General features: G+C 41.8%; 15 protein-coding genes. 7 read left to right on the top strand and 8 right to left on the bottom strand.

What is annotated here, in order from left to right; all coding sequences use genetic code 11:
* The 3 genes from G7074_RS21785 (at position 1) to G7074_RS21775 (ending at position 3,711) form a co-directional block, all read left to right on the top strand.
* Positions 1–1,779: a RagB/SusD family nutrient uptake outer membrane protein gene (locus G7074_RS21785; RefSeq protein WP_124560419.1), complete on the top strand. Its 1,779-nt coding sequence runs from the start codon at positions 1–3 to the stop codon at positions 1,777–1,779.
* Positions 1,780–1,808: 29 nt separating this feature from the next.
* Entirely contained in the window at positions 1,809–2,648 is an 840-nt protein-coding gene (locus G7074_RS21780) for an endonuclease/exonuclease/phosphatase family protein (RefSeq protein WP_124560420.1), read from the top strand.
* A 136-nt stretch (positions 2,649–2,784) separates the two neighbouring features.
* Entirely contained in the window at positions 2,785–3,711 is a 927-nt protein-coding gene (locus G7074_RS21775; protein WP_166211339.1) for a hypothetical protein, read from the top strand.
* A gap of 252 nt (positions 3,712–3,963) precedes the next feature.
* Here G7074_RS21775 and G7074_RS21770 read toward each other — a convergent pair whose 3' ends face one another.
* Positions 3,964–4,392 (bottom strand): hypothetical protein, encoded by a 429-nt coding sequence (locus G7074_RS21770; protein WP_124560422.1) that lies wholly within the window; start codon positions 4,390–4,392, stop codon positions 3,964–3,966.
* A gap of 174 nt (positions 4,393–4,566) precedes the next feature.
* On the opposite strand from G7074_RS21770, the gene G7074_RS21765 reads away from it, so the two are divergent.
* Complete coding sequence (locus G7074_RS21765) at positions 4,567–5,589, top strand: sensor histidine kinase (protein ID WP_166211336.1); 1,023 nt, start codon at positions 4,567–4,569, stop codon at positions 5,587–5,589.
* On the top strand, positions 5,589–6,305 hold the full coding sequence (locus tag G7074_RS21760; RefSeq protein WP_166211333.1) for a LytTR family DNA-binding domain-containing protein: 717 nt from the start codon (positions 5,589–5,591) through the stop codon (positions 6,303–6,305). Before G7074_RS21765 ends, G7074_RS21760 begins: the two co-directional genes overlap by 1 nt.
* Positions 6,306–6,415: 110 nt before the next feature.
* On the opposite strand, the gene G7074_RS21755 is transcribed toward G7074_RS21760, so the two are convergent.
* On the bottom strand, positions 6,416–7,249 hold the full coding sequence (locus tag G7074_RS21755; RefSeq protein ID WP_124560425.1) for a FimB/Mfa2 family fimbrial subunit: 834 nt from the start codon (positions 7,247–7,249) through the stop codon (positions 6,416–6,418).
* Between the two features lie 454 nt (positions 7,250–7,703).
* Between G7074_RS21755 and G7074_RS21750 the strand changes: the two genes are divergently transcribed.
* Positions 7,704–8,291 (top strand): dihydrofolate reductase family protein, encoded by a 588-nt coding sequence (locus G7074_RS21750; protein WP_124560426.1) that lies wholly within the window; start codon positions 7,704–7,706, stop codon positions 8,289–8,291.
* A gap of 89 nt (positions 8,292–8,380) precedes the next feature.
* Here the strand turns inward: G7074_RS21750 and G7074_RS21745 are convergent, their stop codons facing one another.
* The 6 genes from G7074_RS21745 to G7074_RS21720 form a co-directional block, all read right to left on the bottom strand.
* Complete coding sequence (locus G7074_RS21745) at positions 8,381–8,788, bottom strand: cupin domain-containing protein (RefSeq protein ID WP_124560427.1); 408 nt, start codon at positions 8,786–8,788, stop codon at positions 8,381–8,383.
* Positions 8,789–8,860: 72 nt separating this feature from the next.
* Positions 8,861–9,919: an alpha/beta hydrolase gene (locus G7074_RS21740; RefSeq protein WP_166211330.1), complete on the bottom strand. Its 1,059-nt coding sequence runs from the start codon at positions 9,917–9,919 to the stop codon at positions 8,861–8,863.
* A gap of 2 nt (positions 9,920–9,921) precedes the next feature.
* Positions 9,922–10,479, bottom strand: a complete 558-nt coding sequence (locus tag G7074_RS21735) for a DapH/DapD/GlmU-related protein (protein ID WP_124560429.1) — start codon at positions 10,477–10,479, stop codon at positions 9,922–9,924.
* A gap of 63 nt (positions 10,480–10,542) precedes the next feature.
* A complete protein-coding gene (locus tag G7074_RS21730; RefSeq protein WP_124560430.1) occupies positions 10,543–11,421 on the bottom strand; it encodes an AraC family transcriptional regulator in 879 nt (292 codons plus the stop codon).
* A gap of 62 nt (positions 11,422–11,483) precedes the next feature.
* Positions 11,484–12,467 carry a DMT family transporter gene (locus G7074_RS21725; RefSeq protein ID WP_166211327.1) on the bottom strand — a complete coding sequence of 328 codons (984 nt, stop codon included), beginning with the start codon at positions 12,465–12,467 and terminating at the stop codon, positions 11,484–11,486.
* Positions 12,468–12,594: 127 nt separating this feature from the next.
* Positions 12,595–13,551 carry an NAD-dependent epimerase/dehydratase family protein gene (locus tag G7074_RS21720; protein WP_166211324.1) on the bottom strand — a complete coding sequence of 319 codons (957 nt, stop codon included), beginning with the start codon at positions 13,549–13,551 and terminating at the stop codon, positions 12,595–12,597.
* A gap of 328 nt (positions 13,552–13,879) precedes the next feature.
* On the opposite strand from G7074_RS21720, the gene G7074_RS21715 reads away from it, so the two are divergent.
* Positions 13,880–14,356, top strand: coding sequence for an Lrp/AsnC family transcriptional regulator (locus tag G7074_RS21715; RefSeq protein WP_124560432.1), 477 nt, complete (start codon positions 13,880–13,882; stop codon positions 14,354–14,356).
* The last annotated feature ends 318 nt before the right edge of the window (positions 14,357–14,674 follow it).

The raw sequence follows: 14,674 nt of genomic DNA, 5'->3' as shown, positions 1-14,674 counted from the left end.
ATGAAAAAATATTATATCTATATCTTACTGGCCTGCCTGGCTTTGGCAGCCTGTAAAAAACTTGATCAAAAGCCCGAATCAAGTGCAACAAAGGATGCGGTTTTCGGAACAGAAAACGGGCTTAAACTCTACACCAATTCATTTTATGGTATGGATTTCCTGCCTAAGAACTCAACCAGTCAGGATGCCATGTCTGATTACCTGGCTGTAAAATCTGTTCCTGATTTTATCCGTGAAGGCGGCTTTGCAGCCAATAACAGCTCTGGCTGGACCTGGCGTGACCTCAGAAACATCAATTATTTTATCGAAAACTGTAAAAACCCTGCTGTTCCGGCAGCAGTACGCAACAACTACCTTGGTATTGCCCGTTATTTCAGGGCCTACTTCTACATGGAAAAGGTGAAACGTTTTGGAGATGTGCCCTGGATCGGAAAACCCCTGAATATCGATGATCCGGCCTTAAACGCAGGCAGAGATAAACGGGAACTGGTTATGGATTCGGTACTGGCCGACATTAATTTTGCCTGTGCAAACATTAGCAATACCAACGATGCCAGCCGTACAACCATTACCAAATGGGTAGCTTATGCCTTTAAATCGAGACTATGCCTTTTTGAAGGAACTTTCCGTAAATACCATACTGATTTAAGCCTTTCGGCTACAGCCGGCAAATGGCTGGAAGATGCTGCATCAGCTGCTGATGAAATTATAAAAAAAGGAGGTTATTCCTTAAATACAGCTGGTGGCCCTGGTGTTTCATATCGTCAGGTGTTTACTAGCAATACGCCAATGGCCAACGAGGTTTTACAAGCTGCCGTGGCCGACATCAATCTAGGCGTACTCAATGAAGCCAACTGGTGGTGGACAAGTGGAACATACGGCGCAAAAGCAAGTTTTACCCGTACTTTTATCAATACTTATTTAAAGCTTGATGGAACGCCTTATACCAATGATGCGGCCTATAAAACCATGTTATTTAAGGATGAGGTTAAAAACAGAGATCTGAGACTGAAGCAAACCATACGTTTAGGCGATTATAAGCGCATTAGCAGTGGTCAGCAGGTACCGGCACCTCCTGTTTTCTCTTACACCTTTACCGGATACCAGCCTATTAAATGGACATTGGATGATATTTATTTTGATGCAGGTGCTTTAAACACAAATGCTATCTCTTTATTCCGCTATGCCGAAGTATTGTTAAACTATGCAGAAGCGAAGGCCGAACTGGGGACTTTAAGTGATGCAGACTGGGCGCTTACCGTAGGTGCACTCAGGGCAAGAGCAGGCATTACAGGCGGATTAACCACTAAACCGACTGTAGCAGATCCCTATCTGGTGACTAACTATTTCCCGGGGATATCTGATGCCACTTTACTCGAAATCAGAAGAGAGCGCGGTATAGAGCTTAGCCTGGAAGGTTTGCGCTTTGCCGATCTGCTGCGCTGGAAACGCGGACCTTTAATGGAGCAGGAATGGAATGGTTTTTACGTACCCACATTGAATACCCCTATGGATTTGAATGAAGACGGAATTCTTGATGTTGCCTTTTATCAGGGAACACGTCCGTCGCCGGCTGTATCGGGTGTAACTTATGTAGATGTTTCGGCCAATATTGGTGCAGCAGTAAACTCTCAGTTACTTAAAAATGGTAGTTCTGGCGAATTAACGTGGATGAAAGAAATTCCACGTAAATGGAATGAGCGTAACTACTACTACCCGATCCCATTGGCCGATCTACAGAAAAACCCAAATCTTAAACAAAACAAAGGCTGGGAATAAGCCCTACACGCTATTTAAATCACAAACAGATGAAAATAAAAATATGGCTCGCTGCAGCGCTTTTTTCTTTAGTATCGGTTGGGCTTAAAGCTCAGCAAATCACCATCGGCACTTTCAATATTCGCTACGATAACCCGCGCGATTCGGGTAATCTCTGGGTTGACCGTGCGCCCATCGTCTCGAATTTAATCCGCTTTCACGGGTTTGATATCCTTGGTGTACAAGAAGGTTTAAAAAACCAACTTGATGATATTAGCGCCGCCTTACCTGAATATGCACGGTACGGAAAAGGCCGCGATGATGGAAAAGAAGCCGGAGAGCACTCGGCAATTTATTACAAAAAAGACAGGTTTAAAATGCTAAAAAGTGGCGATTTCTGGTTATCAGAAACACCAGATGTGCCTGGCAAAGGCTGGGACGTAACCTGCTGCAACAGAATTTGCAGCTGGGTTTATCTGGAAGATCTGAAAACTAAAAACCAATTCTACGCCTTTAATGTGCACTACGACCATCAGGGAGTAATTGCCCGCCGCGAAAGCAGTAAACTGATTTTGAAAAAGATAACTGAAATCGCCGGCAATAAACCTGTTTTGCTAACGGGCGACTTTAACGGCGGCAGAGACAGCGAATGGTACAAAACCATAGCTACCTCTAATCAATTGGTTGATGTACACAGCAAGGTGAAATTTCCTTATGCCAATAATTCATCATCCAATGGTTTTAGAATTCCCCGTGGCAAATCGGTTATCGACCATATTTTTATGAGCGACCAATTTACCGCCAGCAAATGGGGTATTTTAACAGACACTTACTTTGGAAAATTCCCTTCTGATCATTTTCCCGTTTTAGCGGAAGTACAACTGAAGTAATAATGCTTTATTGACCTTAAAAGAACCTCACTGATTTTTGCAGTGAGGTTCTTTTTTTTACAGGCTTTACTGATGGCAATTTTAAGATAAACTGCTGCATCCATTTACCTGAAATTACTACATTAGCATAATGAAAATGCGAACAACAAAAAACCTCACACAGCTATTGCTAATTTTATCGTTTTGGGTTATTCACAACAGCTTTGCCATTGCGCAGGCTCCTACCCAAAAAACATACACCATTCCATTCAAACTAACCAGCCAAAACAATATTACTATTAGCGCCCTTATTAACGGCAAGGATACCGTTTCACTCATGTTCCATACGGCCGCAAATTCGCTTACGCTTACCAGCGAGGCCATTGCAAAGATGAAAAGCCTGCGTTTTGAAGGTGCTGATACTGTAAAAAGCTGGGGCGGTGGCGAAAACAGTTCTCGTTACAGCAAAGACAACCTGCTGCAAATTGGCAAAACAAAATGGGAACATACTCCATTGTGGGAAAACCTGAATTCTGGTCCCGGAACTGGTGGTAAATTCGGCCCGGAGCTTTTTGCAGGTCAGGTTATCGATATTGATTTCGACCGCAAAATAATCTCCATCAGCAGCAATTTACCTGCAAAGTTAAATGGTTATTCAAAGCTCGATGCTAAATACCAAGACGATATGCTATTCATTAACGCCACTTGTAAAATTGGCACAGAACTGCTTAGCCTCCCCTTTCTGGTGCATTCGGGATATGCAGGCGCAGTACTTTTTGATGATAGCTTTACCAATAACAACCAGCTGGATCAAAAACTTAAAATCATTAGTGAAAAAGACCTGAAAGATTCTTTTGGAAATATCCTTACGGTAAAAAAGGCAATATTGCCAGGTTTATTGATGGGACAAAACACATTGGATTCAATACCTGCAGGATTTTTTAAAGGTGCTATTGGCCGTCAAAAAATGAGTATAATTGGTGGGGAGTTACTTAAACGGTTCAATATTATAATCAGTGCCGATCGCAAAGTGGTTTACCTTAAACCCAACAGCCTTTTCAGGCTACCTTATCCGGCAGGCTAAGCATCACAAACTTATTGTCTCTTAGCTAAAAAACCAGTAGCCATAAAAAAAACCACTCCAGTGAAACTTCACTGGAGCAGACAAAATTTGTTTCAATCGAGTGAGGCGATTGTGTTTCAAAGATAGTAGCTGCTTCCTCATTTCAACAGCCTGTAACTACATTGTAGCGTATATTGTATAAACTAACACAACATTATACAGCCGTTGGCCCGCTAATGTGCATGGTTATACAGTAAGCTGTATCATTATCATTTATTTTAAACTAATCATAGCCAGCATTTCACCTTTTTCCAGTTCATGGGCAGTGTAATACAGGCTGAGCTTGTTTTTACCACTTTTCTTTTCTGCCTGGCGCAAATCTTTTACCAAAATGGTCATCTGGCCGGCATCGGTAAAACTCCATTGGTGCAATATTGTACCAGCTTGATCTTTAAGTGCAATACCTCGTCCGGTACCGGTACCATTATCCAGGCGGCAGTGCTTGTAAACAATGCGTAACTGGTCTGTTTCTTTAGCCTGATCTAAATTCAATACCCTTAAATTTAATGGCTGGTTAATGTACTGTTTGAGCACCGATTTGTTATTGAGGAATATCTCATAACCATCTAACCCAAACCTGGTGGTAAAACTTAAACTTCCCAGTGCAACAACCAGGAAAGCACAAACTAATAACTTTTTCATATCGTTTATTTTTTGATTTAACACCAAGTTAGGCGTTCAGCAAACACCGCTAAAAAATAGTAGAGTAACGACCAATCTAATCGACAAGCGTATTTTTATGTGTATCTTCCTCTATTATTTAAGTCGTTTGTCGACATTTCTTTGTCCATCCGGCCTTTTTAAGTTCCTTTGACCATGAGCAGATTCTTCAATAAAAAAACACTGATTTACACCGCTTACTGGATACTGGTTACCGGTTTTTTTCTTTACGAGAAGAAATATTTGCTCTATAAAGCCAACCTGCCTTATTTTTTGGCTTGCGTAAGTGTAAGGGTCTTCTTGTTAATGGTTATTGCTTACCTGAATTTGCGCCTTTTTTTACCCAAATACCTCACCAAAAAGAGATATGGTGCTTATGCAGCCTCCATTTTACTTTCGGTGCTGGCTTACCTCATTATACAAAGCCTGTACGATTGGTATTTATACGGTTATATTGTTGGCCCGCTGTATCGCAGCAACATGTACGAATCGCTTACCTATAACTTTTTCAGCACCTTATGGTACCTGGGGCTTATGCTTTCCCTCAAATTAAGTATCGATTGGTATAGTCAGCAATTACTCATTCAACGCATTACGGTCGAAAAATTAAACGCCGAAGTAGATTTCTTACGCGCACAGGTAAATCCGCATTTCCTGTTCAATATCCTTAATAACCTTTATGCACTTACCCTTAAAAAATCGGAGCTAGCACCAGATGTGGTACTGAAGCTATCATCCATGATGGAATATATGCTGTACGATAGTAATGATGACAGCGTATTGCTTGATAAGGAACTGGAGTATTTGCAAAATTATGTAGCACTTGAACGGCTGCGTTTCGGTACAGAGGCCATAATTACATTCAACACGGCTAAAATACCACCAGGACTAACCATTGCGCCGCTGCTTTTATTGCCCCTGGTAGAAAATGCCTTTAAACATGGAATGAGCAGGCAAACAACCGACAGCGAGCTGCATATTCTTATTGCATTTAATGAATCAACTTTAACCGTACAGGTAGAAAACACCAAACCACTTACACCTGCATTGCCCTCCAAAGGAGGTATTGGGCTCAGCAACCTGCGCAAACGCCTCGAACTGTTATACCCGGGCAAGCACGATTTACAACTAGTGGATGAGCCAAGCCGTTTTAGTGCTTTATTGATAATTGAACTGTGATGGAAACACTATTGAAAATTGCTGTAGTAGACGATGAGCCGCTGGCCCGTGAAGTACTGGAAGGCTATTTAAAAAGACTGCCTGGCATTGGACAAGTATTGCTTTTCCCTAACGCGATGGCTGCTTTAACCGACTTAAAAGGCGCAGGAACCCAACTTTTGTTACTGGATATTGAAATGCCTGAAATGAGTGGAATCGAGTTTCTGAAACGACTGCCTAACCGGCCATTAACCATTTTTACCACTGCTTACCGCAACTATGCTTTTGAAGGTTACGAGCTGGGCGTTATTGATTTTTTATTGAAACCCATTGCATTTAACCGCTTTGAGCAAGCTATAGCCAAAGCGCGCGAACTGCTGGCACTCAAAGAACATAGCCATTTGGATGAAAATGCTGAAAACACCAATGATTTTATCTTTGTTAAAAGCGGTGTGCAACGTATAAAACTCCAATTCAGCGAAGTAACGCATATCCAGGGTTTGAAAGATTATGCCATTATCCATACGCCGGCAAAAAAAATATTGTTAAAAGGCTCTATCAAAGCGATGCAAGATCTTTTTCCATCCGACCGCTTCTTACGCGTGCACAAATCTTTTATCGTTAACCTGCAAAAAGTGCAGCAACTCGATCGCAACAGTATTTTCTTAAACGGTCAGCAAATCCCAATTGGCCGTAACTTTCGCGAGGACCTGGAAAAACAACTTCGAACCTTTTAGAAGTCAATAAAAAATTCACAATCCTATCAGGTGGATGGCGACACCCATCTCCAGCATGTTCATTGGGCGGTGTCTCCACCGCCCGTTTGTGACTTATGATGACATATATACTATTCGGTAACTGTAGTAAAGGCCATTGTAGCCGATTGAATACTTACCGTTGTGCGTTTGTTTTTTGGAACCGTAACCGCGATACTTCTCTCGCCACCTGCGCCAATATGTACACGAACAGGCGTTTGGTTTTTAAGAATATAATAGCTGATGGGGCCATTTTTACTTTGTTTCCATCCGGAGGCAAAATCGTTCTCGATTGTACTGTAGGGAACTGCAGTATCGAATTTAAAGCCCGAATACTCACTGGTAAGATCGATACTGTACACAGGCAGATCCGTTACAATTACATTCAGTAGCCCCACAATTCTTTCCATAATTATTTCAACCATTTGGTTCTTATTAATGGCTGTTCCAACCATCTTGGCAAAGAAAGTATCTGAAGTCTTATAGTACTTATCCTGAAATGACCATGATGGCTGCCAATATTGAAAATTAGCCTCAGCATAGGGAAGAAAAACAGGTTTGTCTTTGTCGCCTTCATAAAATTGATTGATCCCAAATTCGCCTTGCGACCCGACCGCAACAAAATTATAAGTTCCGTTAGGCAATTCGAAGCTTACCTGACCAAAGGCCGCACTGGTAGCCAGTTGTGTTTTGCGGGTAACTTCGGCGCCGGTTTGTGTGTTATAGGCAATTACTGTTAGCTGCCTGATAAAAGCAGCCATGGGCTCGGTTTGAAAGCCGGTATTAGTCTGCCCTACCTCATGACTTAATCCGCCGATTTTAAAGGTAACTATACTATTTTTAATCGTCTCCACTGATCCGTGATCTTTCATACATCCCGAAAGCATCACCACCAGGATACCTACTGTTAATCTAAATGTTTTCATAGCTTTTTTACAACAAGTTATCGATAATACCCAGAGCGTAACCACTTTAAATACAAGGTTGCGTACCAGGGTGTAAAGCTGAACAGAAATTTGCACATGTTTTTCAGGGACTGATTTATACAACCTATCTTTTTTAGCCCGATTGATTAAGCAGGCAAAATTGTAATAAGCATAACACCTACAGCCGGTAAACAATCGGGTAAGGGGATGTTAGCCAATAAAATGCAAGGCTGCACAAAAAACAACTTTGGGTGTTACCGTATCAGCACGAATACAACTCATTTTGTGCGGTAATCTTTTACACATAACTGGAAAGAAAAGATGCCGAAATGCTTTAAGCGCAAAAACAGCGCTCAATTAAAGCTGTCGCATCACCCCACTAAACTTGTCATAATGTTTACAGCCCGTACGGTATTTTTTTTGCGAAATTTATACTCAACAAAAAGCAGAACTCATGAGAAAAATAATTGTGTTGGCCATGATAAGCCTGGATGGCGTAATGCAGGCTCCGGGCGGACCAGAGGAAGATACATCCAACGGTTTTAAATACGGAGGCTGGGCAATGAAATACAGCGACGAGCTGAATGCTATTGAAGTTAAAAAAGAGCTCGAACAGCGTGTAGATTATCTTTTGGGCCGAAAGACGTTCGATATCTGGGAAAATTATTGGCCCGAACATGGCGATTTCTGGCCAGGGATTAACAGCGGCATTAAATACGTCCTTACAGGCACCAGAAAAGAATCGGATTGGGAAAACACTGTGTTTATCGAAAACCTGGATGATATTAGAAAAATTAAAAACTCAGCAGGTGCCGACATTCAGGTTTGGGGTAGCAGCAAACTTGTTCAATTGTTATTTAAACATGATCTGGTTGATGAGCTACGTTTAAAAATATATCCGCTGATGCTTGGTAAAGGCAAAAAACTGTTTGATAGCGACGCACTACCCGCGGATTTTACTTTAACAGCGCGTAAAACCACCACCAAAGGGATTATTCTGGCCAATTACAGCAAATCGGCACTGCCAATAGCAATTGTTTAGCTTTCATCCACTAAAAAAGCTGATAGAAAAAAATCGATTCTATCCCTGAAATAGAATCGATTATGTGCTTCATCAACAGCTAGCTTTATCTATGCACCTTCCTGCGCACTATATTGCGCATCCGTAACTTTCTCCAACCAATCTACCACCTTTCCATCCAGATTTTCCTGAATGGCAATATGCGTCATTCCTGTGTTGGCAGATGCGCCATGCCAGTGCTTTTCGTTTGCTTCAAACCAAACTACATCGCCTGGATATATGGTTTCTACAGCGCCACCTTCGCGCTGAACCCAGCCGCAACCAGCAGTAACAATTAGTGTTTGTCCAAGTGGATGCGTATGCCAGGCTGTTCTTGCTCCCGCCTCAAAGGTTACACTTGCTGCTGCAGCCCTTCTCGAACCATTGGCATCAAACAACGGATCTATCCTTACCGCTCCGGTAAACCAGTCGTTAGGACCTTTAACGGAGGCTTTTGACCCTATTCTTGTAATTTCCATTTTCTTTTATTTAAATTAATAATGCTTAAACCACATTAGCTAAAATTAATGTCTTTTGTATCCATTACCATGCTATTTTAGATTGTTTTTAAAAAAAGCTGTTAGTTTATCAAAAGGAATGATGTTTAGCTGATCGTACAAATCAACGTGGCTGGCCCCGGGAATAATTATTAGTTCTTTAGGCTCTGCAGCTGCCTTGAATGCATCTTCACTGAAATAACGCGAATGTGCTTTTTCTCCGGCAATTAACAGCACCGCACGTGGGGCAATTTCTTTAATATAATTTAATAAGGGCATATTCATAAACGAAAGCGCATTGGTTGCTGTCCATGCGGCATTCGAATTGATAGAACGGGGATGAAAACCGCGGGCTGTTTTATAATAGTTAAAATAGTCTACAACAAATTGTGGCTCATTACCCTGCAGTTTTTCAGGTAAATTATTTAATGATGGCGCCGGTGTACCTTTTCTGGCATCTTCCCAACGTTGCTGGCTCATTTGCTCCAGCATTTTTGTGCGTTCTTCTGCGGTAAGTTTATCATAATAACCTTTTGCCATTACGCGGGACATATCGTACATACTCGTGGTGGCCACAGCTTTTATGCGTTTATCTACAGCAGCAGCGTTTAGCGCCATGCCTGCCCAACCACAAATTCCAATTACGCCAATGCGGTTTCTATCCACAAAAGTCTGCAGACCAAGATAATCTACTGCTGCACTAAAATCTTCGGTATTAATATCGGGCGATGCAACATTACGTGGCGCTCCGCCACTCTCACCTGTGTACGAAGGATCGAAAGCTAGCGATGCAAAGCCTCGTTCGGCCATGCTCTGGGCATACAAACCAGACGACTGCTCTTTTACTGCACCAAATGGGCCGCTTATGGCCAGCGCTTGTAATGCTTCCTTGCCACGTCTTTTAGGCAAGTACAAATCGCCAATCAAAGTGATACCATATCTGTTTTTAAAACTTACCTTCTTCCTTGTCACCAGATCACTCAATGTAAAAGTATATTGATCTTTTTTTGATGTTTGTTGCATTTGTTTTACTTTATCTTGTTTAGCTGTTTGGGCAAATAGCTGGCTTCCAAAGCCCAGCAAAATAGCCGCGATGTATATTGTCTTTTTCATATTTAATGGATTTGTTTAATTACTTTAGCCGGGATACCTGCCACTACCGTATTATCGTCAACATTTTTGCTTACCACTGCCCCGGCGGCCACAACAGCATTTTCGCCTATGGTTACTCCGGGCAAAATAGTCGCACCTGCGCCAATCCAGGCATTGCGCTTAATTAAAATGGGCTGGCACAGCATACCACGGCGATTTAGCGGATCTATTGGGTGATTTTCGGTAATCAGGTTCACTTTTGGCCCAATCAGCACATCATCTTCAAGCGTAATGCCACCCATATCAAGAAAAGAACAGGCGTGATTGATAAATACATTTTTACCTAGGTTAATGAATTGGCCAAAATTGGTATAGAAAGGTGCAAATACAGTAGTGCTATGATCTACATCCGAAACAATAATTTCGCTAAGCTTGTTCCTAACCTCATTGGTACTGGTTGCAGCATTTAAAGCTGGTACAAGTGCCAATGTACGCGAAACAATTTCGTCTATTTGTTGAAATTCGGGATCGTTGAGCTGCACCAGCTCTCCCGACTTTAATCTTTCAAAGATATTTTTCATACCGCAAAGTTCCGCTAAACAGAACCTGCAGGATAAAGGTTTTCAAACCAATGGTTAAGAAATTCAAACCATAGCTTCCCGAAATGCACCAGGATTACTTCCGGTGTTTTTTTTGAAAAAATTATTAAAGTAGGTAGGATATTCAAAGCCCAGCGCATAGGCAATTTCGGCAACGTTCCAATCGGTATGCTGCAATAACGCTTTTGCTTCGCGAGAAATGCGTTCGGCAATATGCGTTGTGGTTGATTTGCCTGTGGTTTCTTTCACTGCCTTGTTAAGGTAGTTGACATGGATAGCCAACTCGTTGGCATAATCGTTAGCAGTTTTCAAGGTTAGCGGGCGCCCGGCAGTCTCTACAGGGAACTGGCGTTCTAAAAGCTCGAGAAAAACAGAAGTAATGCGGCTCAATGCATTTTTATGTTGGTCGAAATGTTCTGAAGGCTGCAATTTAAGTGCCTCATGAATAATCAGGTAGATATAATTACGAATCAGCTCGTCTTTGTAATGGTAGTCTGTCTGCTGCTCTTCCATCATCTTCTGAAAGATACTGTTCAGGAACAACCGCTGCGCTTCGCTAATTTTAAGTACGGGAGTACCACCAATTTTGAAAAAAGGCGATTGTTGCAAGCTTTCTAAACGTTCTGATTGCCCCAGAAAATCCTCCGAAAACAACACCGTGTACCCCACATAAGTTGTAGAAAGCGTTTCCCAGGAATAAGGGATATGTGGATTGCCAAAAAACAAAACTGTACCTTCCTGTTCGAAACTACGATCGGCATAATGAATAATGCTCTTGCCGGTAGTGAGGCAAATTTTATAAAAATCTTTTCTGCTGTAGATTTTGGTGGCATTGCTATCACTTTCTATCTCCCATACATTAAAGCCCTTTAATTTCAGGTCATTATTAAATTCGGATACCGATCGCTCTATTTTGGTTGCCATAACACAAAATTAAGAAATTCAAATCAAAAATCTGATTAGCATCCTCTAGTTTAAAAAATCACTTACAGGGCAGGCAGTTCGTCAGGTGCTTCTTCATGTTTCGAAAACACAATACTTACTAAAACCCCGGCCAGGATCAATACGCCGCCAATTAGCAGGGCATAGGTTAGCTTTTCGCCAAAAAGTGTTACACTAATTGTTACGGCCACTACCGGCTCTAATGCCCCCAGAATAGCTGTTGGTGTAGAGCCGATATACCCAATGGCATAAACCAATGTGGTAATAGAAATAACCGACGTAATAAGTCCAAATAACGAAATATGGAGCAGAATAGCTAAATCTGGTATCGCCAGCGATTCTTTTGCTACCAATGATTTAATGAGATAATACAATGCTGAGAAAAGCAGGGAATAAAAGGTGATTTTAACTCCTGATGCTTTAAGATTTGATTTGTTTACCATAACAATATACAGCGCATAAGCCAGTGCGCTCCCTAGGGCCAGACTAAGTCCTGCAAAATTAACGCCAGCTGCTGAGGCTCCACTTAACAGGTATACCCCGGCTAAGGTTATTGCCATCGAAAGCAGCATTACTGTACTGATTTTTTCCTTAAAAAAAACAGCCAGGATAATGGCCACCATTACGGGGAAGACAAAAAGAATGGTTGAAGCAATCCCCGCCGATAAATAGTCGTAAGCCAGAAAGAGGGAATCGGAGCTCAAGCTAAACAATATACCAAGCACCAGAAATATCCCAATTTCCTTCGCAGTCGATTTTAAATGCTCTTTTTTATACCGCAACAGCATTAACATGATTCCTGCAGAAATAAAAAACCTGTAGAAAAGGGTTACATCCATCGAAAAATGCATGGCCTTTAACGGCAGAATAAAAAGTGGTATTAATCCATAAGTTACCGCCGATACCAGCGCACATACATATCCTTTAACCTTCGGGCATTCATACTCATAGCAACTAAAATTTAAACATGGTGTGTTTAAGTCGGCAAATGTACTGCTTTTCTGAAGCAAAAAAGCGATTGCCTCCATCCGGAAACAACCGCTTATTAACTAAAACCTATTTCAGTCACCTTAAATGACTTACAAAAAAACAAATAGGGTTTTTCCCTACATACCAACCCTTACGGGCTAATTATTTTAATACCACTTGGGCAAATTAATCTGCTTGTAGTACCCAAAGGTTTTCGAGCATCACATCAGTCATTGCTGTTAAATCGTAAGCCGGTTTCCAGCCCCAATCCGTTCTTGCAGCGCTGTCATCAATGCTCGATGGCCAGCTGTCGGCTATTGCCTGGCGGAAATCGGGTGCATAACTTACCACAAAATCAGGCACATGGCTTTTAATTTCTGCAGCCAGTTCTTGTGGGGTAAAGCTCAATGCACCAAGGTTATAAGCTGTGCGGATGTAAACATTTTCTGCTGGAGCATCCATTAACTGCAGTGTAGCGTTAATTGCATCTTCCATAAACATCATGGGTAATGCCGTTTCTTTGCTCAAAAAGCAGGTATATGGTTTGCCTTGCACTGCGTGGTGAAAAATATCAACTGCATAATCGGTAGTGCCACCACCCGGGGCACCAGTATAGCTAATCAGTCCGGGGTAACGTAAACTGCGCACATCCAGACCGTGTTTTTCAAAATAGTATTTACACCAATGCTCTCCTGCAGCCTTACTAATTCCGTATACGGTAGTTGGCTCGGTAACACCTTGCTGAGGGCAGTTGATTTTCTCTGAATCTGGACCGAAAATAGCGATACTGCTTGGCCAGAATACTTTATTTACTTTATGTTTTACCGAAAGATCCAATACACTTAGCAGGCTATTCATGTTAAGATCCCAGGCCAGGGTTGGATTGCTTTCTCCTTTTGCCGAAAGCACTGCTGCAAGGTGGTAGATCTGGGTAATTTTTTGGTCAACGATTAAAGCTTCAAGTGCCTGGGCATCTAAAACGTTCAGTTTAACATAAGGTGCAGTTTCAGCTGGTAAATTTTCTTGTGGAAGAATATCTGCTGCAATTACGTTATCATGTCCGTTTTTCACTCTCAGGGCAACCACCAGCTCTTTTCCAATCTGCCCACAGGCTCCGATCACTAATATTGTTTCTTTATTCATCTTCTTTTTTTGAAATACCGGGATTTGCATACAGGTGGTAAGGAGCCAACTGCAGGCTTGTTTATTTTAGTTTTTGATCACACAAAATTGGAAAGAGTTGGACAGAATTCCTTGCGATTGATTTTAGTTCGAAGATTATTCGAGAAGCGACCGTAAAAGCCAAACATAATTTTGAGCCTGTATGCGCACTAAACCAAATTCCAAATAATGTTTCCGGAATTGGGAGTTAAAAATAAACTTATTATGTTTGCAATGCCGGAAGCTCAATCGGCAATATCAATTTACCTGATTATTTACCGCAAATTAAATCGCTAAAAAAGCCTGCGCCATGCACGACGATATTTTAGATAAGCTGGATTACGAGATTTTATCGCTGCTACAAACGCAAGGTGATTTAAACTATAAGGAACTGGCTTATAAGCTTCACAAATCGCCAAGCACCATTTACGAGCGGATTAACCGCATGCGCGAACGTGGTTTTATAGCTGGTAACATTACCATCATTAACCGCGAAAAGTTTAAAGAGCTGATGGTTTCTTATTCGCACGTTACCCTTAGGGACCATAGCAGCAATGCCCTTACTAATTTCCAGGAAAAAGTAGCTGTATTTCCGCAGGTACTGGAATGCTACCATACCACAGGTGATTATGATTTTCTGCTTAAAATTGTGGTTAGAGACATGCAGGAATACACCCGTTTCATTACCAGAGACCTCATGACACTTGAAAATGTGCTCAAATCGCATAGCAGCTTTGTAGTGAACGAAGTTAAACGCGACCTCGCCTACCCGCTAGAATCGAGGTGATTTCGTTTTATTGGTTAATTGTTAGCAGGTGCTAAACTGGAGCTAGTCTTAAAGCTGTCATGCTGAGTGCAGCGAAGCATCTCCTTAATAGATTGCTTCACCCTACCCCACTAGCCACCCTTCGGTTCGCAATGACGAAATGATAATAATTAAATCTGCGCAATCAGTGTAATCTGCGGGAACTAACCCAAATACGATTAGATTACAAATCCCGACCAGCGAGTAGCGGGATACAGGGCTTAAGTGGGTATCTACTCCATCGTTTCTAAACCTTTTCTCTGGCCAACCTTACCCCACAAACCGAAAGCTAGCTAAACC

The organism is Pedobacter sp. HDW13 (genome assembly GCF_011303555.1).
Classification (GTDB): domain Bacteria; phylum Bacteroidota; class Bacteroidia; order Sphingobacteriales; family Sphingobacteriaceae; genus Pedobacter.
This window is presented reverse-complemented; position numbering and strand designations above follow the sequence as displayed.